This window comes from Paenibacillus sp. sptzw28 (genome assembly GCF_019550795.1).
GTDB lineage: Bacteria > Bacillota > Bacilli > Paenibacillales > Paenibacillaceae > Paenibacillus_Z.
Map to the genome: position 1 here is coordinate 265,001 of NZ_CP080545.1, position 24,166 is coordinate 289,166.

Below are 24,166 nucleotides of genomic sequence, written 5' to 3' on the forward strand. Positions count from 1 at the left end.
GTGGTCCAGCGCTATACGCAGGCCTTCAAGAATATGGGCGCGCGCCTCCGCTTTCTTGAGATCGAACTCGGTACGGCGGCGTATAACCTCGATCTGATGCTGCAAATAGTAATACAGAATATCCCGCAAATTTAATACGCGCGGTTCCCGGTTTACGAGTGCAAGCATATTAAAGCCGAAATTCATCTGCATCTGGGTTTGTTTATACAGATTGTTCAGCACGACGTTCGGATTAACGTCACGGCGAAGTTCAATGACCACTCGCATTCCGTTTCTGTCAGATTCATCGCGGAGATCCGTTATACCATCAATTTTCTTCTCCCGGACAAGTTCCGCAATCTTCTCAACAAGCCGTGCTTTAATCACCTGGTAAGGCAGCTCATGCACGAGAATGCGTGCTTTCCCGTTATTATCTTCAATTGTGGCGCGTGCACGCATTGTGACTGAACCCCGCCCGGTCGAATACGCTTGCCGGATGCCTTCTCGTCCCATTACAAAACCGGCGGTTGGAAAATCCGGTCCTTTAATATAATCCATTAATTCGAGGGGTGTAATATCCGGGTTGCGAATAAGCGCTTGCACGCCGTCTATGACTTCGCCAAGGTTGTGCGGCGGAATATTCGTCGCCATTCCAACGGCGATACCGGTTAAACCGTTAACGAGAAGATTCGGAAACCTTGCCGGCAAAACGGTCGGTTCGTGTTCTTCGCCATCATAGTTCGGTATATAATCAACGGTTTCTTTATTAATATCGCGCAGCATCTCCATTGCGATCTTCGATAACCGCGCCTCGGTATACCGCATTGCCGCAGCCATATCGCCGTCAATTGATCCGAAGTTGCCGTGACCGTCGATCAGCATATAACGAAGCGAGAAATCCTGGGCCATCCGAACCATCGTTTCATAAACGGCAGAGTCGCCGTGCGGGTGGTATTTACCGATGACCTCGCCTACAATCCTGGCGGATTTCTTATACGGCTTGTCCGGGGACATGCCGAGTTCCGACATCGCAAACAAAATGCGGCGGTGTACCGGCTTCAAACCGTCCCTTACGTCGGGCAGCGCGCGGCTTACGATAATGCTCATCGCATAACTCATAAACGAGTCCCGCATCTCGACGCCGATATCGCGATCTTGTACTTGCGAACGTTGTTCTTCCGCCATTGTTGACCTCCTAAAAGTTTTCTGCGAATTCTTCTTGATTGCACATCTTAGCGAGTAGAAAACTGGCTTCGGAAGCATACACCAAGTTTTCTGCGAATTCTTCTTGATTGCACATCTTAGCGAGTAGAAAACTGGCTTCGGAAGCATACACCAAGTTTTCTGCGAATTCTTCTTGATTGCACATCTTAGCGAGTAGAAAACTGGCTTCGGAAGCATACACCAAGTTTTCTGCGAATTCTTCTTGATTGCACATCTTAGCGAGCAGAAAACTGGCTTCGGAAGCATACACCAAGTTTTCTGCGAATTCTTCTTGATTGCATCTTAGCGAGCAGAAAACTGGCCTCGGGAGCATAACAAGGTTATGTGCCCAAACTTGTTAGTACGCTGCTGGCTCGCTGAAGCTTTCGTATAACGAATGATAGAAACCCTTATTAGTATTTTCACATTACCTTCATGCTTAAACGTTTCCATGCAGATAAGTGCGGCAAACAAATTTAATCGACTACAGCATATCTTGGGTATGCGCCCTCTCCTCTTTGCACCCATCGCCATAAACTAATGTGGATGCAGGCCGGGACTTTGTTCGACAGTCCTGGAACGAGAAAGAAAAAATAGACATAATTCTTATTATAGCATCGTTTTCCACCCATGTCTCCTGCACGCTTGTTACCCCGGTACGGCATTTTCAATACCGAAAGGCGGAGCCCGTTTGGCGATCCAGCGAGTTAAAAGCAAGTTGGCGAAAACAAATGTCCTTATGAAGTCGGCTGAACTGCGAGATTATATCCCAACTACGAAAAAATGGAACCGCGAAACACTGCACACCATGCTAAACGAGCATCACATGGTTTATGTCAAACCGGATCTTGGTACATTCGGAAACGGCGTTATTCGTGTTGAAAAGCGGTCAACCGGAACTTATATGTTCCAGCTCGGTACAAAACGCCATAACTTTACTACGTTCGATTCACTGTCTGCACGCCTCCAGCAAAACATAAAATCCCGCCCATATTTGGTGCAGCGGGGCATTCACTTGCTTAAGCATAAAGGTCGCCGCTTCGACATCCGGGTAATGGTTCAGAAGAACGTGAGAGATCAATGGGAGTCGACGGGTATAATCGGCCGGCTTGGTCATCCCTCGAAAATCGTTACCAATTACCACAGCGGAGGCACGCCCATGTCTGTGGAGAGCCTGATGCGCAGCCATCTCGCCCATTGGCAAATTAATGCTTATACCAACCAACTGCGAAAACTGGGCGTATCTGTTGCAAAGCAGCTTCAAAGTGAATATCCGCGCATAAAAGAAATTGGGTTAGATGTCGCGGTGGACACGAATTTCAAGCCGTGGATCCTTGAAGTCAATACCTTGCCAGATCCTTTTCTTTTCCGCCGATTAAGAGACAAATCCGTGTTCCGCAAAGTTTATCGTTATTGCGTTCATTACGGCAGGTTCAGGTCGAAAAGGCGGGCATGAGTCATGAAAAAACCGAATGGCCATATTTCGAAAAAGCCGCCCGGTATTCGGACGGCTTTCTGTTCGGTCAAACACTCTATACGTCCAAATTTTTCACGAACTTGGCGAATTGTTGAATGAAATCGCGGCGCGGCTCGACATTATCGCCCATTAGCGTCTCGAACACATCATCCGCTTCAATGGCATCCGCGATCGATACCTGCAGCATCGTACGGCTTTCGGGGTCCATTGTCGTCTCCCAAAGCTGTCCGGCGTTCATCTCTCCGAGACCTTTATAACGCTGAACGTTCACCTTTGCGCCTTCGCCGAACTCGGCGATAATATCATCGCGTTCCTTCTCGCTCTGCGCATAACGGACAACTTTGTTGCGCTCAATCTTGAAAAGCGGCGGCTGTGCGATGTAAATATAACCGGCTTCGATGATTTTGCGCATATAACGATAAAGGAACGTCAGCAGCAGCGTACGGATATGGGCGCCGTCGACGTCGGCGTCGGTCATGATGATGATCTTGTGATAGCGCGCCTTGGTAATGTCAAAATCGTCGCCGATACCTGTGCCGAGGGCTGTAATAATGGCACGAATTTCAGCATTTCCAAGTATTCGGTCCAGCCGTGCCTTCTCTACGTTAAGAATTTTACCCCGCAGCGGCAAAATCGCCTGGAAATGACGATCGCGGCCCTGTTTGGCCGATCCCCCTGCAGAGTCCCCCTCCACAATATAGAGCTCGCTGATCGATGCGTCCTTGGATGAGCAGTCTGCCAGTTTACCCGGGAGCGAGCTTACCTCAAGCGCACTCTTCCGGCGCGTCAGTTCGCGCGCTTTACGCGCCGCTTCACGCGCACGGGCTGCCTGAAGCCCTTTATCAATGACTTTTCTGGCGACTGAAGGGTTCTCATCGAGAAATTCCTGAAATTTCTCGGCAAAGAACGACTCAACGATACCGCGGACTTCGCTGTTGCCAAGCTTCGTCTTCGTTTGTCCTTCAAACTGCGGTTCAGGTATCTTAACCGAAATAATCGCCGTCAAGCCCTCGCGGACATCATCACCCGACAAGTTGGAATCATTGTCCTTGATAGCGTTCATTTTGCGGGCATAATCGTTGATGATTCGTGTTAATGCGCTCTTGAAGCCGGATTCATGCGTACCGCCTTCGTGAGTGTTGATATTGTTGGCAAACGAATAGATGTTCTCGCTGTAGCTGTCGTTGTATTGCAGTGCCACTTCTACGTGAATATGATCCTTCGACCCTTCCACATAGATCGGTTGTTCATTCAGCGCAACACGGTTGCGGTTCAAATATTCCACGAACTCAATGATACCGCCGTCGTATTTGTACACATTCGAAACATTCGTACGCTCGTCAAGCAGAACGATTTCGATGCCTTTATTCAGAAATGCAAGCTCTCGTATACGAGACTGCAGCATTTCATACTCGAAAACGGTCGTTTCGGTAAAAATATCGGGGTCAGGCTTAAAACGTACCATTGTCCCGGTTTCTTCCGTCTCACCGATGATTTTCAAATCATATTGCGGCACGCCCAGACGATATTCTTGCTGATAGATCTTGCCTTCGCGCTTAACGGTTACGATAACAAGCTCGGAAAGCGCGTTAACGACCGATACCCCGACGCCGTGGAGACCTCCGGATACTTTGTACCCTTCGCCGCCAAATTTACCGCCGGCATGAAGAACGGTCATAACAACCTCAAGCGTTGAACGTTTCAACTTTACGTTCTCGCCAACCGGTATTCCGCGTCCGTTATCAGAAACCGTAACGCTGTTATCGTCATGAATGGTGATTTCGATCCGGCTGCAATAACCCGCAAGCGCCTCGTCGATACTATTATCAACGACTTCCCATACGAGATGGTGAAGCCCTTTGGTGCTCGTGGAGCCGATATACATGCCGGGACGTTTGCGTACCGCTTCCAAACCTTCCAAGACTTGTATTTGACTTTCGTCATACGTATGCTGATTCAACGACATGCTGGATTTCACTGCTCCTCTCAACTGCTGTAAGCATCTCCGCTTTCCAAGAAAGCGCTTTTCCTATGACTATCAGGCTGTTTGTGATCCGGCCCGATTAATTCGTTGCAAAATTATCCGACCGTTTCTTCAGCGTTGCCGATGATATCGGCGAATAATAAATTTTCTGCCTCGTTACAACGATCGACTTGGCTTCTTCTTCTCCTATCACTTCGACGTCCTTCCGCTTGCGAGCCTGGGCGACGAATTGCTTGGACAGCTTGGAGGACTGTTCGATGGAAATATCAAAAATCGCCACGAGTTCTGCGGCGCGAATAATTTTTTCTCCGCCTAAATGAATGTACATAGCCTCCACCCTTCGCTAATCGCCTGATCGCATTAATGCGTTACTTGACCGTTCCGCACGTGGTAAATACGGGAATCGTGCAGCTTATTCACATTGACGCTTTCCAGTCCGGTCGTCGTAATAAACGTCTGTACTTTACTTTGGAAGGTTTCAATCAACTGCGTCTGGCGATTCTGATCAAGTTCAGACAGCACATCGTCGAGCAGCAGGAGCGGATATTCGCCGATTTCTTCATGAATGAGTTCGATTTCAGCTAATTTAAGCGACAGCGCTGTCGTTCGTTGTTGTCCTTGAGAACCGTAGACCGAAGCCTCTTTGCCATTTATATAAAAGGCTAAATCATCGCGATGAGGGCCAACGAGCGTCATTCCCCGCCGTAGTTCCTGATCTTTTACCTGTGTTAACTTTATCATAAATTGATTAAATAAAACAGATTCTTCTTCCGCCGCATCCGTTGCAAACGAAGGACGATACTCAATTGTGAGTTCTTCCGTCCCTGCCGTAATGCCCGCGTGAATGTGCTTTGCCCACTTTTGCAGCTTATGAATAAAGTTTTGCCTTTTTTTCACAATTTTAACACCATACTCCGCAAGCTGCATATTCCATACATCCATCATCGTTTGCTGAGAGCTGCCGGGGGAGGTTGATTTCAAGTAATTATTGCGCTGCGCCAGGACTTTACCGTACTGTCCGAGCGAATGCAAATAACCGGGCTGTACCTGGCCGATTTCCATATCCAGAAACCGCCTGCGTATGCCCGGTGTGCCCTTGACAATCTCCAGATCCTCGGGTGCGAACATCACGACGTTCAGCGATCCGACGAAATCGCTCAGCTTGCGCTGCTCCAGCCCGTTGATTCTTGCTTTTTTCCCCTGCGCCGATAACGTAAGGTCCAAACTCAGCTTTCCGTATTTTTTTTCCACTTCTCCCCGGATCCGCGCATCTGAGGACTGCCAGCCGATGAGCTCTTTGTCTTTGCTGGTCCGGTGCGACTTAGTCAGAGCCAGTACGAAGATAGCCTCAAGCAGGTTCGTCTTCCCCTGCGCATTCGGGCCTACAAACAGGTTAACCTGGCTGTCGGTTCTTACTTCCAAATGCTCATAGTTGCGGTAATGCTGCAATTGAATTGAATTCAGATACACGCTGATGCCCCCCGGTTGATGCTCGCGCTTAAGCCCACTGACGCGTTAACGCTTCACGACCGTAAAGGCGCCAAACCCCTCTACTTCGACAATGTCTCCGTTATAAAGTTTACGGCCCCGCCGGTTATCCGCTTCCCCGTTGATTCTGATAGGCGTTTCTTGCAAAAAAAACTTCGCGGCCCCGCCCGTATCAATACAACCTGCCAGCTTCAGAAACTGGCCCAGGGCGATATATTCCGTCGTAATCGCTACATCATTCATCGTTTATATTCTCCTCTGTCAGCCTGTCGTCCGATACGGCAAAATGAGGTGCAAGCTGTGCGAATGGTCCGTCGGCTTAATTATAATGGGGCTCATTGCTCCTGTGAAACCGATAAACAGAAATTCGCTGTCGATTACTTTAAGAGCATCAAGGACGTATTTCGAGTTAAATGCGATTCGAAGCGGTTCCCCGTTCATCTCCTTGACCTCAAGCTGCTCCGTAACGCGTCCGAGCTCTGTGGAGCTGGATGAGATTTCGATCGTGCCGTCTTCCTGCGTGGCCAAGCGGACGATATTCGTTTTTTCTTCGCGTGACATGAGATAAGCCCGGTCAATTGCATCCGTTAATTTTTTTGTATTCAAAACCAGTTCTGTTTTGAAATTCTGCGGAATAATTTTAGAAGTGTCAGGGTATGTCCCGTCCAAAATGCGGGAGTAAAACAGCACATGGCCGATTTTGAACAGCACTTGATTATCGGCAACAACGATTTCTACGAGGCTGTTGTCGTCGGGAACCAGTTTGGACAGTTCATTAAGCGTTTTACCCGAAATTACGACATTGGTGAAACGGTAGTCGGTGTCTGCTTCTACCGATGTAGTGCGGCTTGCCAGGCGGTGACGGTCCGTCGCGACGAATTTCAATTGTCCTTCTGAAAGGTTCCATAAAGTACCGGTTAAAATAGGAGTCTGCTCGCTTGTGGATGCCGCAAAGACGGTCTGTCTGATCATTGTTTTCAACAGATCGCCCGGAACGGATATGACGTCGCTCTCAACAATCGTCGGCAATATCGGAAATTCTTCCGGATCGAGTCCAACCATTTGAATATCGGTGGAGCCTGAACGGATCATCGTTTGATGATTATCTTTCACTTCGATCTCGAGCTCATCGGAAGGAAGCCTCTTAACGATTTCGACGAAAAATTTGGAAGGCAGCACGACGCTGCCGGGCTTGTCGATTCTGGCTACGACAAATTCCCCGCTTTCAACCGGGATGAAGCTCTGAATGGAAATATCGGTATCGCTCGCTGTAAGAGTTACGCCCTGATGGGTAACATCGAATTTGATTCCCCCGAGAATGGGGATTGCGGGTCTTGACGACGAAGCTTTCGAAACCTGTTGAATCGCGTCGTTCAATTGGTCTTTTCTTATCATTAATTTCATGATTTCACTCCTATAGCGGATTACGAAAATTGTCGATGGGATTGCGATTGATTCGGTTGTTATTGATGATGTTATTTAATTGATTTATTAGTCGTAGTCGTAGTAGGGGCGCCGAATATGTGGATAAGTGGATGAAACGCCGATAAAGCAAGCCTATCCACATGTGTACAGCTTGTGCATAGGCTTGAGGAAATTTCTCTCGTTATTCACATGTGATTTTTGATTTTCTCGGTTAACGTTTGAATGATTTTGTACAAGTCCTGGTCGATCTTTAATTGCTGGGTTATCTTTTCATGCGCATGAATGACCGTCGTGTGATCCCTGCCGCCGAATGCTTCACCGATCTTCGGAAGTGAATAGTCGGTCAGCTCGCGCGATAAATACATGGCGATTTGTCTGGGAAACGCAATCGCTTTCGTTCGTTTACGCGCTTTGAATTCTTCCAGCTTGAGGCCGTAGAGATCCCCTACCTTTTGTTGAATATCCTGCATCGATATCATTCTTGGCCGGCTTGACGGAATTATATCCTTCAGCGCTTCCGCGGCCAAATGAGATGATATGTCTTGATTGATGAGCGAGGAATAAGCGACAACGCGGATGAGCGCGCCTTCCAGCTCACGGATATTCGTATCGATTTGGTTGGCGATATAGACCATAGCCTCGCTTGGAATATCGAGATTCTCGGCCTTCGCTTTCTTCCTGAGAATCGCTATACGAGTTTCCAAATCAGGCGGCTGGATATCTGTCATAAGTCCCCACTCAAACCGGGAACGCAGACGTTCCTCGAGCGTTGGAATCTCTTTCGGGGGACGGTCGCTGGAAATTACAATTTGTTTGCGTTCCTCGTGAAGGGCATTAAAAGTATGGAAAAATTCCTCTTGCGTCTGCTCCTTACCCGCCAAAAACTGAATATCGTCTATCAGCAGCACATCGATATTGCGGTACTTGGTACGAAAGCTTTCGCCGCGGTTGTCGCGGATCGCATTAATAAATTCGTTCGTAAATTTCTCTGAAGACAAATAAAGCACCCGTGTGCTCGGAACATGCTCCAAAATGTAATGCCCGATCGCATGCATAAGGTGCGTTTTGCCAAGTCCGACACCGCCGTACAGAAAAAGCGGGTTATACGCCTTGGCCGGAGCTTCCGCAACTGCAAGCGAGGCTGCATGGGCAAACCGGTTGTTGACGCCGATGACGAACGTGTCGAATGTATATTTTGGATTTAGCATGTGGGAGAACGTCTCTTCAGGACCGACATGTACGGTCTGGATGACCGGGGGCTGCATAACAGCAGGCTCCGGCGGCTTATTCTCTTCTATAACGAATTTAATATCGTATTGGCGGCCTAAAAATTCTTGCAGCGTGGTCCGCACAAGTTTCGTATATCGGCTTTCGAGCCATTCGGCCGCAAAAGTCGTTGGTGCTGTCACTATAACAGTCGAATCGCCATTAAAAGAAGCTTTTGTCGCTTTGAACCAAGTGTCAAAGCTTGGCTTGCTCAGCTTCGTTTGAATGATCGACAGCACCTGTTGCCACATTTCGTGCGTATGGCTATCCACAGATTGTCACTCCTTATCCAATTCGCCGAAAAACGGCACTGCCAGGCACAAAGATGTTGAAATTTCGGATATCGGGCTCCTTCATCCACATTTTCAACCTTGAAAGTGAGAAAAATATCAAAAGGGGATGAATGTTGTTCACATTGTTATCCACAGGGTGTTGATAATTTAGAGGAAAGTATGGACTCATCCACACCAAAAACAAATCTATCATAGCAAAACAACCCTTGATTTTCAACGATTTGCCGGAATTTATCCACAAATTCTATAGGTTGTGTACAAAACTTATGGACAACACTAGATATTGTTTATATCTTGTGAAGATTCGACATAAAACGAGAAATGCGTCATTATGATATCCACATGTTATTAATTATTGTGCTCTGCCACATATTTAACGCATTTATCCACAATTCGGGAAGCGGTTCATTTTCATTGACATTTATTCTATGGCATGGTTTAATGGAAAAAGGCGTTTTTTCGTGTTGAACGCTCGTTGTTGATACAACTTCGCAGACGTTCACGCTTGGGTAGAAGTTAACAATCAGCGCTCGTGAGAACGGCGAGGAATATGTTTTCGCTGGACGAGATAGTATTGAAACAGGAGGTGCAGTGAAATGAGACCGACATTTAAACCAAACGTTAGCAAACGTAAGAAAGTGCACGGCTTCCGCAAACGGATGGCTTCGAAAAACGGACGTAAAGTGCTTAGCGCTCGCCGTCAACGGGGCAGAAAAGTACTGAGTGCGTAAATTGAAGACCACTTGTGTGGTCTTTTTTTATTTTTTTGGGGAATAAATGAAAGTGAAGGTTCGGTGAAGAAGCAGCCGTGCAAAGAAAGCTACGTTTAAAAAGACGTGAGGATTTTAGCCGTATCTACCGGAACGGTAAATCGTTTGCCAACAGCCAGTTCGTCGTATATTGGTCGCGGCAGCTGAAGGCGGAACCATTCCGGCTGGGCGTATCGGCCAGTAAAAAAATCGGCAACGCCGTTGTGCGGAACCGGATGAGAAGGCTAGTAAAGGAAATTGTTCGCCATAATGCGGATAGGGTAGTTCCCCAGCTGGATTTTATCATTATTGTTCGTAAACCGGCCGTTGGCATGAAGATGAAGGAGCTTGAGAAAAGCATACTTCATATTCTAAAACGCGCCGGACTCCTGAAGAATAATCGCTAGGGATGTAATCGCTTTATCAACATGCCATGGCTTGTTTCTTTGTGCCATAAAATATGATATAGTTTACCTGAATAAAAAGAAACGGAAGCTGGCGCTCTGAATTTGAACAATTACGTGAAGGATCTTCGCGTTCTGTTCTGTTCATTGGCGCGCGAGCTCAGTTTCTTCTTTGGTTAAAATGGCCTTTGGTCATGATGCTTGATGGTGCTCAGAGAGGAGTTTTACATGTTGTCCCGTATTTCGAAACGTTCCTGGTTTATCTTTTTGGCGCTTGCTGCAATTATGCTGCTCAGCGGATGTTCCACACAAACCCATACCGTATCAATGGATGATCTGGAGCACGGCAACTTCTGGGAGCGAAACGTCGTTTATTACTTTTCGCTTGCGCTTGAAACTTTCGCAAAATGGTTCGGCGGCGAATATGGCATCGCGATCTTACTAATGGTTATTATCGTCCGGACGTTGATCCTGCCTCTCACGCTTAAGCAGTATCGCAGTTCCAAAGCAATGCAGGCGCTTCAGCCGGAGCTTGCTAAGATTAAAGAAAAGCATAAGGACAACCCCCAAAAGCAGCAGGAAGAAACGATGAAGCTGTTTCAGCAGCATCAGGTTAACCCGCTTGCAGGCTGTCTTCCGCTGATTGTGCAAATGCCGATTTTTATTGCGCTTTACAATTCGATTTATATGAACGAAAACATACGGGAGCATACTTTCTTATGGCTGCAGCTTGGACAGAAGGATCCGTATTATATCCTTCCGATTTTGGCGGCGATCACTACATTCATTCAATCAAAAATGATGCAGTCGCAGCAGAAAGCAATGCCGGCGATGCAGGGGATTATCCTCATATTCCCGGTACTTATCTTCGTAATGGCATTGTCGTTCCCTGCCGCACTGCCGCTGTACTGGATATTCAGCAATATCTATACGATTGTTCAAAACTATTTCCTATACGTACGCACCTCATCTAACGGTAAGGAGAGTGTACCTGCGAAATGAAGAAAATCGTAGCATCGGGTAAAACGATCGAAGATGCTGTACGGAATGGATTAACGGACTTGCAAGTATCAGCGGACCGCGTCAACGTGGCCGTGCTGGAACACCCGACTAAGGGCCTGTTCGGATTTATAGGGGCCAAGAATGCCAAGGTGGAACTGACTGTTCTGCCTACACCTGAGCCGGTAGCGACAGAGCCGCAAGATGCAGTTGATGCAGTTGCTGAAACGGAGAAATTCGTTACGGCAGTCGCCGCCGCTATGGGGCTTGACGTCACCATTGCCCGCAATGATTCGAAGGAAGGTTTGACGCTTTCGCTGTCGGGAAGCGGAGACCTGGGCATGCTGATCGGGCGGCGGGGTCAAACACTGGATGCCTTGCAGTACTTGGTCAATATTGTAGCAAACCGTTATTCCGACACACATCTGCGTATCATACTTGATGCCGAGGATTTTCGCGAGCGCCGTCGAAAGACGCTTGAGGATTTATCCGATCGCCTGGCGGGACATGTAATCCGTACAAGAAAAGAAGTGGTTCTTGAGCCGATGTCCCCGCATGAGCGGAAAATCATTCATTCGCAGCTGCAAAACCATGCGAAAGTAAAAACCTTCAGCAAAGGCGACGAACCGAATCGGCGTGTCGTCATTACACTAAAATAACGTTCGCATACGATTTTTAAATTTCAGCAATGGCTCTTTACCGGTCATTGCTCATTTTTTTGAAATATAAGAATGTCTCTAATCAGGCTTATCTGGAGGCTATAAAGCGATATGATGAATCAAGATACAATTGCCGCCATCTCGACAGCAGTCGGAGAGGGCGGCATTGCCATTATCCGGGTAAGCGGCGCGGGTGCGGTTGCTGAATCGGCAAAGCTGTTTCGATCAAAATCGAATATTGTCGAGGCTCCCTCGCATACGGTTCATTACGGCCATATCGTCGATCCGAAGAACGGTGAAGTCGTAGAGGAAATTTTACTGACCGTTATGAGAGGTCCGCGGTCGTTCACCGCTGAGGATGTTGTAGAGCTGAGCACCCACGGCGGTGTTGTGGCCGTTAAGCGCGTGCTGGAGCTGCTTCTCAGGGACGGGGGCGTGAGGATAGCGGAACCCGGCGAATTCACGAAGCGTGCATTCCTAAACGGCAGAATCGATTTGACGCAAGCGGAGGCTGTAATCGATTTAATACGCTCAAAGTCGGATCGTGCGTTTACTGTTGCCATGAAGCAGGCTGAAGGTGCGCTTTCAAGAAAAGTCAAAGCATTGCGGCACACGCTCATTGAGCTGCTGGCTCATATTGAAGTGAACATTGATTATCCGGAGCATGATGTAGCGGCTATGACCAGCGCTTATATCCGTGAACGCTGCCAGGATGCGGTTGCAGAAATCAATCGGTTGTTAAAAACGGCCGCGGAAGGCAAAATATTAAGAGAAGGTATTGTCACAGCAATAGTGGGACGGCCAAATGTAGGCAAATCTTCGCTGCTCAACGCGCTTGTTCAGGAAAACAAAGCGATTGTTACCGATATTCCCGGGACGACCCGGGATGTAATCGAAGAATTTGTTACGATCGGCGGTATTCCTCTACGGCTGCTTGATACAGCCGGTATTCGGGAGACGACAGATGTCGTGGAGCGCATTGGGGTAGAGCGCTCCAGGTCGGCGCTTGAAGAAGCCGATCTGATATTGCTCGTGTTAAACGCCAATGAACCGCTTCATTCCGATGATCGTTTGTTAATGGAACATATTCGCGGACGCCAAGTCGTCATTTTATTGAACAAGACGGACTTACCGCAAATCTTGGATACTTCGGAGGTTGAAGCTGTTTTTCCTTCCGAATCGATTGTCCGTTTGTCGGTACTCCAGGAAACCGGGCTTGACCACTTAGAGCGTGTAATAAGCCACATGTTTTTCAGCGGTGAGCTGGAGTCTGCGGATCTTACCTATGTAAGCAATATTCGGCATATCACGCTACTCGGTCACGCGCGGCAGTCGCTGATCGACGCGATGGAAAGCACGGAGTCAGGAATACCGATTGATATTGTGCAAATTGATGTTCGAACTGCATGGGAGCAGTTGGGCGAAATGATAGGAGATTCGGTATCTGAGTCACTTATCGACCAAATTTTCTCTCAGTTCTGTTTAGGTAAATAATGGAGCTTATGTAAGGGAGTGAAAGCAAAAATGGGATATGAGGCAGGGCAATATGATGTGATTGTCATTGGTGCGGGACATGCCGGGTGCGAAGCTGCGCTGGCAGCTGCTCGAATGGGGTGTGAAACGCTGCTGCTCACAATAAATTTGGATATGGTGGCTTTCATGCCATGCAATCCCTCGATCGGCGGACCTGCAAAGGGCCATGTTGTTCGCGAAATTGATGCTCTTGGCGGTGAAATGGGACGAAATATCGACAGAACGTTTATTCAGATGCGTATGTTGAATACGGGAAAAGGTCCGGCTGTTCATGCGCTTCGCGCACAAGCGGACAAATTTATGTATCAGAATATTATGAAACAAACCATTGAAGAAACACCCCGTCTCACACTTCGTCAAGGAATGGCTGAGGAGCTTATCGTTGAGGATGGGGTATGTGTAGGCATTATAACGAAGACCGGTGCGATTTACCGGGGCAAAGCTGTTGTAGTGACGACCGGAACGTACCTTCGCGGCAAAGTGATAATGGGCGAACTGATGTACGAGAGCGGGCCGAACAACCAGCAGCCATCGGTAAAACTCTCCGCAAGCTTGAAGGCGCTAGGGTTCGAACTGGTGCGGTTTAAGACGGGAACTCCGCCGCGGGTGCACAAGGATTCGATTAATTTCGACAAGACGGAAATTCAGCCGGGAGATGAGAAGCCTAAGTTCTTCTCCTACGATACGGAGTACTCGGATAACGAACAGCTACCGTGCTGGCTGACTTACACATCGGAGGAAACGAGCCGCATTATCAATGATAATCTGCACCGTGCTCCAATGTTCTCCGGCGCGATAGAGGGGACAGGACCGCGGTATTGCCCATCGATTGAAGACAAAATCGTCCGTTTTGCCGATAAGCCAAAGCATCAGATTTTTCTTGAGCCGGAAGGGAAATATACTTCGGAATATTATGTTCAGGGATTGTCTACAAGTATGCCAGAGGATGTGCAGCTGAGCATTCTCCGTTCCATCCCAGGTTTGGAAAAAGTCGAAATGATGCGAACCGGCTATGCGATCGAGTATGACGCGGTTGTGCCGACCCAATTGTGGCCATCGCTCGAGACTAAGCTTGTTCCCGGTTTGTTTACCGCAGGTCAGATCAATGGTACGTCCGGTTATGAAGAGGCCGCTGGCCAAGGTATTATGGCTGGTATTAATGCCGCGCGTAAAGTGCAGGGACGCGAGCCGGTTGTAGTGGACCGGTCGCAAGGTTACATTGGCGTATTAATCGATGACCTCGTTACAAAAGGGACAAACGAGCCCTACCGGCTGCTCACCTCACGCGCTGAATATCGCCTGCTGCTCAGGCATGATAATGCCGATATGCGACTTACTCCATTAGGCTATGAAATCGGCCTGATACCTGAGGAACGTCATGATAAATTTCTGCGCAAGAGGGAATTGGTTGAGCAGGAGATTGAACGTCTCAAATCGACTAAAGTGAGACCGGATGAAGCGGCTAGTCTGCTCGCAGAGCTAAATTCAGCACCATTGCAAAACACTACGGATGGTTTATCCTTGCTGCGCCGTCCAGAGGTCACATATAGCCATATCGAACAGCTTGTTCCATCTGAAGTAGAATTGACAGATGAAATGAAGGAGCAAGTGGAAATTCAGATTAAATATGCAGGTTACATCGAGAAACAGCTGCTGCAGGTTGAACGTCTCAGTAAAATGGAAAAGAAGAAAATTCCCGATGACATTGATTATTCGGTTATTCATGGGCTTGCAACCGAAGCAAAGCAGAAGCTTGCACGCATTCGGCCATTATCCATTGGGCAAGCCTCGCGTATGTCGGGAGTGACGCCTGCGGACATTTCAATTCTTCTCGTTTACTTGGAACATTATAATCGGGTTATTGCTGCACGGGGGTAACAGAATGGATCAAACAGAAGAGTGGTTCGTAAGATTGCTGGAGGCAAAGGGTGTTTCTTGCTCACCCGGTCAATTGCAGCAGTTCAACTCATACTATCGGCTTCTTGTCGAATGGAATGAGAAAATGAATCTGACAGGTATCACGGAGAGGGAAGCGGTGTACGAGAAACATTTCTATGACTCCGCTTCACTTTCTTTCTTCGTGGATATGAAAGCAATTCGCAGTATCGCCGATATTGGTTCTGGAGCCGGATTTCCAAGCATCCCCTTAAAAATTTGTTTTCCGCACTTGAAGGTGACAATTGTAGATTCATTAAATAAACGCATTCAGTTTTTACAGGTTGTCATTAAAGAGCTGGGCTTAACGGAATTCACCTGTGTGCACGGACGAGCGGAGGATGTAGCGCGTATTCCGGGGCATCGCGATACATACGACATGGTAACTGCCCGCGCTGTTGCAAAGTTAAGTGCGCTTAATGAACTATGCTTGCCGTTTACGCGCAAAGGTGGAATTTTCGCTGCAATGAAAGGGGCCGATCCCGGGACTGAGCTGAATGAAGCGCAACGAAGCATAAACGCGCTGAAAGCAAAATTAAGATCGACCCATCATCTTAAGCTACCCTTCGAGCAAGCTGATCGTAATATTATTCTTATTGAGAAATGCGACGTCACGCCACAGCAATATCCCCGAAAAGCAGGGATACCGCTTAAAGAGCCGATTATCTAGATATCGCACCAGCTTATTTCTGAAATGTTCCACGTGAAACATCTTCATGCTGCGAATTTATGATAATATCTTTCTGTCAAGCAGGAAATCAACTTTCAGCCGACGAAATATTTAGTTACGACAATACTCGGCACTTTGAAATCGGGTGGTAGTTGAAGCGATGAAAGAACAATTTTCACGATTATTCGGTTTAGCAGAACAGAAAACAATCCATGATGAAGTCAAGCAGCTGCCGCTGGATGAAGTTGATACAAGTCCTTATCAACCACGGACTGTCTTCGATGATGATCGGATTGACGAATTGAGCCAAACAATAAAGACACATGGTGTCATTCAACCGATTGTCGTTCGAATTCGTAACGGACGCTATGAAATAATAGCGGGTGAACGTCGTTTTCGAGCAGTGAAGAAGCTTGGCTTGGAAACGATACCGGCCGTGGTTCGTGAGTTCAATGACTCTCAGGCTGCTTCAATTGCATTGATTGAAAACTTGCAGCGTGAAGGTTTGACAGCAATTGAGGAAGCATTGGCTTATCAGAAACTGATTGACCTTCATAACTTGACGCAAGAGAGCTTGGCTCAAAGGCTTGGCAAAAGTCAGTCGACCATTGCCAATAAGATCCGTCTCCTTGGACTTGGCGAAGCTGTGAAGAACGCGTTAATGGAGCGGAAAATAACCGAACGGCACGCGAGAGCGCTGCTTGCTCTTGAATCTGACGAGCTGCAGTCGAAGGTGCTTGAGGATGTTCTCTCGAAAGAGTTGAATGTCAAACAAACGGAAGCAAGGGTGGCCTTCTATAAAGAAGTATCCAAAGTCAGCAAATCGAAACGGATTTCCTTTACAAAAGATGTGCGGCTAGCATTGAATACTATTCGGCAATCAATTGATATGGTATCCGGGTCGGGTCTTCAAATAAAAACAAATGAAAAAGATCATGAGGACTATTACGAGATTGTGATTAAAATCCCAAAGAGGTAATCCGGACTGTACGGTTTAAACGAAAGCGATACTGCTGTATACAAAACGCATTCAGCACACTATGAGCCGCCCGTTTATTTCGGGCGGCATCGCCATTTTCTCTTTCTATTTTTATTGTTTGTTCTAATAAAAGAGATAGCGATAGAAATGCTAAGCAGATAAAGGGATGAGTTTGGGCGGAGATCAACTAGTTATAACATAGAGGTGAACGGGTTTGTCTAAAACGATAGCAATAACGAACCAGAAGGGCGGTGTCGGAAAGACGACAACGTCTGTCAATCTGGGCGCTTGCCTTGCATCACTGGGCAAAAAGGTTCTATTGGTCGATATTGATCCGCAAGGCAACACGACAAGTGGAATCGGCATAAATAAAGCGGACGTCGCACATTGTATATACGATGTGCTGATTAATGAGGTTCATCCAAGAGATGCGACCGTGCAGACAAGGATAGACGGCTTGAATATAATCCCGGCTACGATTCAACTTGCAGGTGCGGAAATCGAACTGGTTCCAACGATATCCCGCGAGCTTCGGTTAAAGAAATCGCTGCAGCAGGTTAAAAACCAATATGATTATATTCTAATTGATTGTCCGCCGTCATTAGGTATTCTCACGATAAATTCACTCACTGCATCTGATTCTGTCATCATACCCATTCAGTGTGAATATTACGCCCTTGAGGGCTTAAGCCAGCTGTTGAACACAGTTAGGTTAGTTCAGAAGCATCTTAACACATCGCTGCAAATAGAAGGTGTACTGCTCACCATGTTTGATGCGCGAACGAATTTAGGTATCCAGGTTATAGAAGAAGTGAAGAAATATTTTCAGCAAAAAGTTTACCAGACTATTATTCCTCGCAACGTTCGTTTGAGCGAAGCGCCTTCACATGGACAGTCAATTATTACGTATGATCCAAGATCTAAAGGGGCCGAGGTTTATCTTGAACTCGCAAAGGAAGTGATTATGTATGAGCAAGCGGCTAGGTAGAGGGCTTGATGCTCTTATTCCATCGCTTTCTGTAAGTGAAGACGACAAAGTAATTGATATTTCATTGTCACAGCTGCGGCCTAATCCATACCAACCGCGTAAAACCTTTGATGAAGAAGCCATAAAAGAATTAGCTGAATCCATAAAACAGCACGGCATTATCCAGCCTATTATAGTAAGAACTGTTTTGAAAGGTTATGAAATCATTGCCGGAGAACGACGTTTTCGGGCGTCTCAACTTTGTGGCAACGCAACAATCTCGGCTGTTGTTCGGAACTTCACCGACCAACAGGTAATGGAAATCGCTTTAATCGAGAACCTGCAGCGAGAGGACCTGAATGCGATAGAGCTTTCACTTGCTTATCAAGCCCTTATGGACAAATTCAACCTGACTCAAGAAGAATTGTCTATGAAGGTTGGCAAATCCCGGTCTCACATTGCAAACTTCCTTCGACTTCTTTCCTTACCGGAAGATATCAAAAATAATGTTTCACGTGGAACATTATCGATGGGACATGCAAGGGCTCTGGCTGGTGTTAAAGAGGATAGCCGCAAAAAGGAACTCGCTGAGCAGACGATAGCGAATGAGTGGAGTGTACGGGATTTAGAGGAAGCAATTCAAAAGCTCGACCAGAAAAATCCTATGAAGACGAAGCCTTCGTCCAAGAAACGCGATCCTTATATTGAGGAGCTTGAGGAGTCGCTGCGCGACCAATTTAAAACAACAGTGAAAATCAAGCAGCAAAAAGATAAGGGTCGTATTGAACTGTTATATTACAACAAACAAGACCTGGAACGTTTGCTGGAGCTGCTCAAGCAATTCGCTTGATCCACAATCAACATGGAATGAGACCATAGTGCAAATGAGCGAGGCGTTGGATAAGAATGACGGATTTAGGTATAGGATGAGATTCGCCTAAGTGAAAGTGAAGGATATAAGAACTAAACTTATAGCATACTTGAGCGGCAAGCGTGAGATTTAATTATGCCGCTGAAGTATGCTATTATTGAGAGAAACGAAACGGTCATCTCTAATAGAGATAAAGTGAAATGACTCCTTTCCAGCTCTATTATTAAGAGGGAGAACCCGGCCGGTTTCGCGAATAGAGGAAGAGCCTCGGGACGACACTCGCAGCGCTGCCTACGTAAGGCGAACGGTGAAGCCGTCTGAAGAGGGTTGCGCTGAAGAGACCACAGCTTAAACTGTGATGCCCCGGTGATGCTCTGCCCGTGAAGCATGTATATAGTATAGCCATCACAAAGCAAGCGACGGGCCATGGAATCCAGTTACTTTCGTATGGCTCTGACTATTTCTTTCGTTATTACAATAAATACAACAATTGATTTATGAATGAAATTGAACGGTGGAATTCAGACTGAAAATACGCAATCAGCTGAAATGGAGGGCGGCCAGTGCAAACGACTGAGCGTGAATCACTTATTTATTTGGACCATGCGGCAACGTCTTGGCCAAAGCCGCGAGAGGTAATTGAGGCTGTAGTGAAAACGATGGAAGAGGATGCAGCGAATCCGGGCAGAGGGAGCCATCAGATGGCGGTTCGTGCCAGCCGGATTCTATTCGATACACGCAAAACGGTGGCCAAGCTCTTCCGTATCGCCAATCCGAACGATATTGCGTTCACCAGCAATACGACGATGGCGCTTAATATGGCGATAAAGGGGATAGTTCAACCGGGCGACCATGTTGTCGCAACGGCAATTGAACATAACTCGGTGCGCAGACCGCTCGAGTATTTGAAAAGAACGGCTGGTATTTCCGTCACATATGTCGAAGCAAATGAACGCGGCGAAGTTGACGCGAAGCAAGTGGAGAGCGCAATAACATCGAAGACGAAGCTTGTAATTGTTAATCACAGTTCCAATCTGATGGGCTCGATCATGCCTGTTGCAGACATTGGAGAAATCACCCGTCGACGCGGGGTCAAGCTGCTCATAGATGCGGCACAGACGGCAGGGTTAGCCGAGATAGATGTGGAAGCGTTGGGTATCGATCTGATGGCGTTTCCAGGCCACAAAGGGCTGCTGGGGCCGCAGGGGACGGGCGGGTTGTACATACACCCTCAAACCGAGCTGGAGCCGTTGATTCACGGCGGAACGGGCAGTCAATCGGAATCGGCCGAGCAACCTAGTGTGCGGCCTGACCGTTACGAGGCAGGAACGCAAAACACCCCGGGCCTGGCCGGACTTAAAGCAGGCGTACAATATGTACTGCATGAGACTGTCCAAAGGATCCATAATAAAGAGTGGGAGCTGTCACAGCAATTGATGGAGGGCCTGCTTGCCATTGATGGAGTTCGAGTATTGGGGCCGGCAATAGGAAGGCCGAGGACAGGAATTGTGGCTTTTGTAATCCATGGCGCCGATCCGTCGGAAACGGCATTTATTCTGGATCAGCATTACCATATCGCGGTTCGATCGGGATTTCACTGTTCACCTTTGGCGCATGGGGCTGCGGGCACTTTAGAAACGGGAGCTGTACGCGCAAGCGTTGGATGTTTTACAACAAAAGAAGAGGTTCAAGCGTTGATTGAAGCTGTCAAGGAAATCAGCCAACATTACAGGTAAAGGGTATCAGCAGGGGAGCGGAATACAACATGGGAGAAATCATACTTAGGCCGTCGGATTGGCTTACGGCCGGGCTGGTTGTTGCAATTATTTTGCTCTTTATACGCACAATAATTCTAAGCGGCAAGCTAAAGCGATTAAGACGCAGCTATTTACAGTTTATGGGTCAATCAGGTGTGGAGGATATGGAGAAGGTCGTCATCTCGATAAACGAACGGCTTACCAGTCAGGAACAGGAAATCAGCAGGCTCCAACAATCCGTAGATTCCATGGGGCAAATGCTTAAGATGAAAAAAGGTAATGTAAGCATTCATCGCTACAACGCATTTGGCGAACGAGGAAACGATCTCAGCTTTTCGCTTGCAATTGTTAATGATCAAGAGGATGGAATGGTGTTAAGCGGCCTGCACAGCCGCGAGCAAACGTTTATTTATGCCAAACCGGTGAAACAAGGGGAATCCCCATATCCGCTCACACAAGAAGAAAAGCAAGCGATCAATCAGGCGTTGCGGCCGGAATAGCGGGACGGACAGTCTTGGCGATTGCCGAGAACAAGCTGTGTGAAATAATATCGGCCATACGGATAACCAAATGAAGACGAGTGTTTTGCAGTACAAAGTACTCCATAAAACCGCCTACGTTGACGATACCCGTAATATGGATGTCGCCAACAGGAGGAAGCTCTTTATTAACACCGGCTCCTGGGCGGACAGGCCCTGTACCAACCTGGATACATCCAACGCTGGCCGATTGCCCCAAACATGCATCGATTCCAATCACAAACGGTTTGCGGACAAATCGATTGATGGCCTGAAGCGTATCATCGAGATTCATCGCGTGCACAGGTTCCTCAAGTGTTCCATATAACTCGAAGTGAGGGCTGCGGTACTTACTCAGAGAGGTACCGACCAATGGGCCTAAGGAATCGCCTGTCGAGCGGTCGGTGCCGACACAGACAACGACCAATCTGCGATCGGATGGAAGATTATCGAGCAAATAGGTGAGGCGGTTAACGAGCAGACCGGTAACATTCGGTTCCGAATAAGGCACTTTCAACGGCGTATCTTTCATTCCTGCTAATCTCATAGAATCCCCTCCCGCCTACTGTTTTACTAGTATATGGATGGGACAACCATTTTATACTTGCCGAACCGCACGAATATGATAAATTCATCGAATGGAGGGGCAAGATGCTCATTGCATTTGATTCCACACAGCAGGCGCTGAGAGCGGAAATGCTGCTAGAGTATGCCGATATAGAGATAGACATATGCCCGACTCCGAAGGAAATCACTGCGGGCTGCGCACTCTCGATTCACTTTCCGGAAGATGAATTGACGAAGGTGCATCAGATCATCGTAAATGAACATGTGGAAATAAGGGGATTGTTTCGGCAGGTCGAGGGCGGTTATAATCAAATTCACATGTAAGTGAAGGTTGAGCACAATCGTGGTGGGATTGAAGAGGGAGAGAGCATGCATGGAGCGAAAACAGTTTGAGCTGGGCGATGTTGTACAAATGAAGAAGCAGCATCCGTGCGGAACGAATGAAATGGAAATTATTCGGATGGGGATGGACATCAGGATTAAATGTGTCGGGTGCAAGCACAGTGTTCTTATTCCCCGTGCCAAATTCGAGAAGAATATGAAGAAAGTACTGCGTTCTGCTGCCGCGCAAGAGGAGCGGCCGGAACAAAGCGGCTCCTGACAAAAAAAGCTTGCATTCGGACGAGCCGCGTGATATGATAATTCTCGCTGACGCGCAAATGGAGAGGTACCCAAGAGGCCCAAGGGGGCTGACTCGAAATCAGCTAGGCGTGTCAAAGCGTGCGTGGGTTCGAATCCCACCCTCTCCGCCATACATACCAAAGACGACGGTTCATTACGAACCGTCTTTTTATTTTAGTCAGCGATAAGCGCCGGAGTAGGGCACGCAGCTGAGCGTTCCCGCCAGTGGAATACAGGCTGCCTTGAGAGGGTAAGCCAATAATCACAAGAGAGTGCATTTAAATGAAAAAAGGCTCTTGCGAGCCTTTTTTGACGGTGGTTGATCGTTCGGAATCAATCGACACTACAAGCGTTTGTTAGAAACTCTGGTTTACCGGGATTTTACTCCGGAGCACATGTGTTACAGACACAAGTCTTTGGCACATCCATAAGCTTCTATGCTGCGTGAACGAAATCACCTTGCGGTTGTTGCTCCAAAGGGTTCAACGGAACCACACCTCTCTTCGCACCGTCAACAATTAGAATGCACGGGCAGCCGGCTCCTTATGCATACGTTATTTTAACGCTGCATCTTTTTCCATTTGCGGTCCTTATTCGAGGTGTCCGGAAATTTCTCGCCTTTATTCAAATGTACTTTCTTCGGGTTGTTGATACCCATGTGGAAATCTGCTTCGCCGACTTCGATATAGCTACCGTCGTTGGGTGCCCGGTCTCCCGGTCTGAATTCTGTCCATTCGCCCATCTGCTGATGCACCGTCCTTCATTAATGTTATGGACTGATGTTTGAGAAGTCCTGAGTGTTATTGTGTGACCGATGGCAGTGGAACATGAACGGAATAATGAGGCAGGAATCAGTATTAAAAAGGTTACTTGTCAGGAGCCCATTAAATTTGGTATAGTAATATGGTATGCGAGAAAATCTCGCTCCTTGCTCCCTTTAGGGGGCCGCTAGTCCAAGAGGAGGTGAAACAAATGCGCAAATATGAAGTGATGTATATCATTCGTCCGGATGTGGAACAAGAGACGGTTCAAGCAATCACCGACAAGTTCCAAGGCATCATCGGAAACGGCGGAGAAGTCACCAAGCATGACGTGATGGGTAAACGCCGCCTTGCGTATGAGATCAATAAGATTCGTGACGGTATTTATGTTCTGGTACATTTCAACGCAACTTCTGAAGTTGTGGCTGAACTTGACCGCGTCATGAAGATTACGGATGAAATTATCCGTTACTTGATCGTCAAAGACGTCGCTTAATTTTGCGTTAGTCACGCAAGGATGTTTCGATTGGAGGCGATAAACGATGTTGAACCGCGTTATTCTGATTGGCAGATTAACAAAGGACCCGGAAATGCGCTATACCCCGGCAGGCGTTGCGGTAACGCAATTTACGCTTGCGGTGGATCGTCCGTTTACCAGCGGCCAAGGCGAGAGGGAAGCTGATTTTATCCCGATCGTAACGTGGCGTCAACTGGCTGAAACGTGCGCCAACTACTTGCGCAAAGGCCGCTTAACAGCGGTTGAAGGCCGCATTCAGGTGAGAAATTACGAGAACAATGAGGGCAAACGTGTCTATGTGACTGAAGTCATTGCCGACAATGTTCGCTTCTTGGAGTCCGGCAACCGGGATAGCGGTGGATCGCGTGAGGAAGGAAGCGGCGGTGGAAGCTATGGCGGCCAAGGAGGCGGCCAGGGCGGAAGCGGCGGCGGTTCGCAGGGTGGCGGTAACCGATCCGGAGGATCATCCAGGAACGACAATCGTGATCCGTTCTCAGATGACGGACGCCCGATCGATATATCGGAAGATGATTTGCCATTTTAA

27 protein-coding genes and 1 tRNA gene (1 of these 28 only partly in view) are annotated in these 24,166 nt (G+C 47.7%); 18 read left to right on the forward strand and 10 right to left on the reverse strand.

Annotation, left to right across the window (positions count from 1 at the left end; all coding sequences use genetic code 11):
• Positions 1-1,164 carry the beginning of a DNA gyrase subunit A gene (gene gyrA / locus KZ483_RS01220; RefSeq protein WP_220350986.1) on the reverse strand. Its footprint begins 1,329 nt before the window's first position, so 1,164 of the gene's 2,493 nt are visible here — the first part of the coding sequence; it begins with the start codon at positions 1,162-1,164; its stop codon lies beyond the left edge, outside the window.
• Positions 1,165-1,174: 10 nt separating this feature from the next.
• The gene (locus tag KZ483_RS01225) at positions 1,175-1,453 is read right to left on the reverse strand and encodes a hypothetical protein (RefSeq protein ID WP_220350987.1); all 279 of its coding nucleotides are present in this window, start codon (positions 1,451-1,453) and stop codon (positions 1,175-1,177) included.
• A 447-nt stretch (positions 1,454-1,900) separates the two neighbouring features.
• Here KZ483_RS01225 and KZ483_RS01230 point away from each other — a divergent pair, with 447 nt between their 5' ends.
• A complete protein-coding gene (locus KZ483_RS01230) occupies positions 1,901-2,638 on the forward strand; it encodes a YheC/YheD family protein (protein WP_258881493.1) in 738 nt (245 codons plus the stop codon).
• A 76-nt stretch (positions 2,639-2,714) separates the two neighbouring features.
• Here KZ483_RS01230 and gyrB read toward each other — a convergent pair whose 3' ends face one another.
• The 6 genes from gyrB to dnaA form a co-directional block, all read right to left on the reverse strand.
• Positions 2,715-4,625 carry a DNA topoisomerase (ATP-hydrolyzing) subunit B gene (gene gyrB, locus KZ483_RS01235; protein WP_220353193.1) on the reverse strand — a complete coding sequence of 637 codons (1,911 nt, stop codon included), beginning with the start codon at positions 4,623-4,625 and terminating at the stop codon, positions 2,715-2,717.
• Positions 4,626-4,722: 97 nt separating this feature from the next.
• Positions 4,723-4,971, reverse strand: coding sequence for an extracellular matrix regulator RemB (gene remB, locus KZ483_RS01240; protein ID WP_220350989.1), 249 nt, complete (start codon positions 4,969-4,971; stop codon positions 4,723-4,725).
• Between the two features lie 32 nt (positions 4,972-5,003).
• Positions 5,004-6,113, reverse strand: coding sequence for a DNA replication/repair protein RecF (recF, locus tag KZ483_RS01245; protein WP_220350990.1), 1,110 nt, complete (start codon positions 6,111-6,113; stop codon positions 5,004-5,006).
• Between the two features lie 45 nt (positions 6,114-6,158).
• Positions 6,159-6,374, reverse strand: a complete 216-nt coding sequence (gene yaaA / locus KZ483_RS01250; protein WP_220350991.1) for a S4 domain-containing protein YaaA — start codon at positions 6,372-6,374, stop codon at positions 6,159-6,161.
• An 18-nt stretch (positions 6,375-6,392) separates the two neighbouring features.
• On the reverse strand, positions 6,393-7,535 hold the full coding sequence (gene dnaN / locus KZ483_RS01255; RefSeq protein WP_220350992.1) for a DNA polymerase III subunit beta: 1,143 nt from the start codon (positions 7,533-7,535) through the stop codon (positions 6,393-6,395).
• A 206-nt stretch (positions 7,536-7,741) separates the two neighbouring features.
• Positions 7,742-9,094, reverse strand: a complete 1,353-nt coding sequence (gene dnaA, locus KZ483_RS01260; protein WP_309568624.1) for a chromosomal replication initiator protein DnaA — start codon at positions 9,092-9,094, stop codon at positions 7,742-7,744.
• 617 nt (positions 9,095-9,711) lie between these two features.
• Between dnaA and rpmH the strand changes: the two genes are divergently transcribed.
• From rpmH to KZ483_RS01320, 12 genes are all read left to right on the forward strand, one after another.
• Entirely contained in the window at positions 9,712-9,846 is a 135-nt protein-coding gene (gene rpmH, locus KZ483_RS01265; RefSeq protein ID WP_116192616.1) for a 50S ribosomal protein L34, read from the forward strand.
• Between the two features lie 77 nt (positions 9,847-9,923).
• Positions 9,924-10,271 carry a ribonuclease P protein component gene (rnpA, locus tag KZ483_RS01270; RefSeq protein WP_220350993.1) on the forward strand — a complete coding sequence of 116 codons (348 nt, stop codon included), beginning with the start codon at positions 9,924-9,926 and terminating at the stop codon, positions 10,269-10,271.
• 225 nt (positions 10,272-10,496) lie between these two features.
• A complete protein-coding gene (locus KZ483_RS01275; protein ID WP_220350994.1) occupies positions 10,497-11,270 on the forward strand; it encodes a YidC/Oxa1 family membrane protein insertase in 774 nt (257 codons plus the stop codon).
• Positions 11,267-11,926, forward strand: coding sequence for an RNA-binding cell elongation regulator Jag/EloR (gene jag, locus KZ483_RS01280; protein ID WP_220350995.1), 660 nt, complete (start codon positions 11,267-11,269; stop codon positions 11,924-11,926). Before KZ483_RS01275 ends, jag begins: the two co-directional genes overlap by 4 nt.
• A 114-nt stretch (positions 11,927-12,040) precedes the next feature.
• A complete protein-coding gene (gene mnmE, locus KZ483_RS01285) occupies positions 12,041-13,420 on the forward strand; it encodes a tRNA uridine-5-carboxymethylaminomethyl(34) synthesis GTPase MnmE (RefSeq protein ID WP_220353195.1) in 1,380 nt (459 codons plus the stop codon).
• Positions 13,421-13,450: 30 nt separating this feature from the next.
• Positions 13,451-15,337, forward strand: coding sequence for a tRNA uridine-5-carboxymethylaminomethyl(34) synthesis enzyme MnmG (gene mnmG, locus KZ483_RS01290; protein WP_220350996.1), 1,887 nt, complete (start codon positions 13,451-13,453; stop codon positions 15,335-15,337).
• Positions 15,338-15,341: 4 nt separating this feature from the next.
• On the forward strand, positions 15,342-16,064 hold the full coding sequence (rsmG, locus tag KZ483_RS01295) for a 16S rRNA (guanine(527)-N(7))-methyltransferase RsmG (protein ID WP_220350997.1): 723 nt from the start codon (positions 15,342-15,344) through the stop codon (positions 16,062-16,064).
• Between the two features lie 160 nt (positions 16,065-16,224).
• Complete coding sequence (gene noc, locus KZ483_RS01300; protein WP_220350998.1) at positions 16,225-17,043, forward strand: nucleoid occlusion protein; 819 nt, start codon at positions 16,225-16,227, stop codon at positions 17,041-17,043.
• A 214-nt stretch (positions 17,044-17,257) separates the two neighbouring features.
• Positions 17,258-18,031 (forward strand): ParA family protein, encoded by a 774-nt coding sequence (locus tag KZ483_RS01305; RefSeq protein WP_220350999.1) that lies wholly within the window; start codon positions 17,258-17,260, stop codon positions 18,029-18,031.
• Positions 18,012-18,860, forward strand: a complete 849-nt coding sequence (locus tag KZ483_RS01310) for a ParB/RepB/Spo0J family partition protein (protein ID WP_220351000.1) — start codon at positions 18,012-18,014, stop codon at positions 18,858-18,860. The genes KZ483_RS01305 and KZ483_RS01310 overlap by 20 nt, the downstream gene beginning before the upstream one ends.
• A 584-nt stretch (positions 18,861-19,444) precedes the next feature.
• Complete coding sequence (locus KZ483_RS01315) at positions 19,445-20,617, forward strand: aminotransferase class V-fold PLP-dependent enzyme (protein WP_220351001.1); 1,173 nt, start codon at positions 19,445-19,447, stop codon at positions 20,615-20,617.
• A 29-nt stretch (positions 20,618-20,646) separates the two neighbouring features.
• Positions 20,647-21,138 (forward strand): DUF4446 family protein, encoded by a 492-nt coding sequence (locus KZ483_RS01320; RefSeq protein WP_220351002.1) that lies wholly within the window; start codon positions 20,647-20,649, stop codon positions 21,136-21,138.
• Here KZ483_RS01320 and yyaC read toward each other — a convergent pair.
• Entirely contained in the window at positions 21,113-21,703 is a 591-nt protein-coding gene (yyaC, locus tag KZ483_RS01325; protein ID WP_220351003.1) for a spore protease YyaC, read from the reverse strand. The genes KZ483_RS01320 and yyaC overlap by 26 nt on opposite strands.
• 104 nt (positions 21,704-21,807) lie before the next feature.
• On the opposite strand from yyaC, the gene KZ483_RS01330 reads away from it, so the two are divergent.
• The 3 genes from KZ483_RS01330 to KZ483_RS01340 all read left to right on the forward strand — a co-directional run bounded on the left by KZ483_RS01330 (position 21,808) and on the right by KZ483_RS01340 (position 22,475).
• A complete protein-coding gene (locus KZ483_RS01330) occupies positions 21,808-22,047 on the forward strand; it encodes a putative Se/S carrier protein (RefSeq protein WP_220351004.1) in 240 nt (79 codons plus the stop codon).
• 49 nt (positions 22,048-22,096) lie between these two features.
• The gene (locus tag KZ483_RS01335) at positions 22,097-22,324 is read left to right on the forward strand and encodes a DUF951 domain-containing protein (protein WP_220351005.1); all 228 of its coding nucleotides are present in this window, start codon (positions 22,097-22,099) and stop codon (positions 22,322-22,324) included.
• A gap of 60 nt (positions 22,325-22,384) precedes the next feature.
• Positions 22,385-22,475 (forward strand) — tRNA-Ser (locus tag KZ483_RS01340).
• 428 nt (positions 22,476-22,903) lie between these two features.
• On the opposite strand, the gene KZ483_RS01345 is transcribed toward KZ483_RS01340, so the two are convergent.
• The gene (locus tag KZ483_RS01345) at positions 22,904-23,086 is read right to left on the reverse strand and encodes a YjzC family protein (RefSeq protein WP_220351006.1); all 183 of its coding nucleotides are present in this window, start codon (positions 23,084-23,086) and stop codon (positions 22,904-22,906) included.
• 230 nt (positions 23,087-23,316) lie between these two features.
• Here KZ483_RS01345 and rpsF point away from each other — a divergent pair, with 230 nt between their 5' ends.
• On the forward strand, positions 23,317-23,601 hold the full coding sequence (gene rpsF / locus KZ483_RS01350; RefSeq protein ID WP_220351007.1) for a 30S ribosomal protein S6: 285 nt from the start codon (positions 23,317-23,319) through the stop codon (positions 23,599-23,601).
• A 46-nt stretch (positions 23,602-23,647) separates the two neighbouring features.
• Positions 23,648-24,166 carry a single-stranded DNA-binding protein gene (gene ssb, locus KZ483_RS01355; protein WP_220351008.1) on the forward strand — a complete coding sequence of 173 codons (519 nt, stop codon included), beginning with the start codon at positions 23,648-23,650 and terminating at the stop codon, positions 24,164-24,166.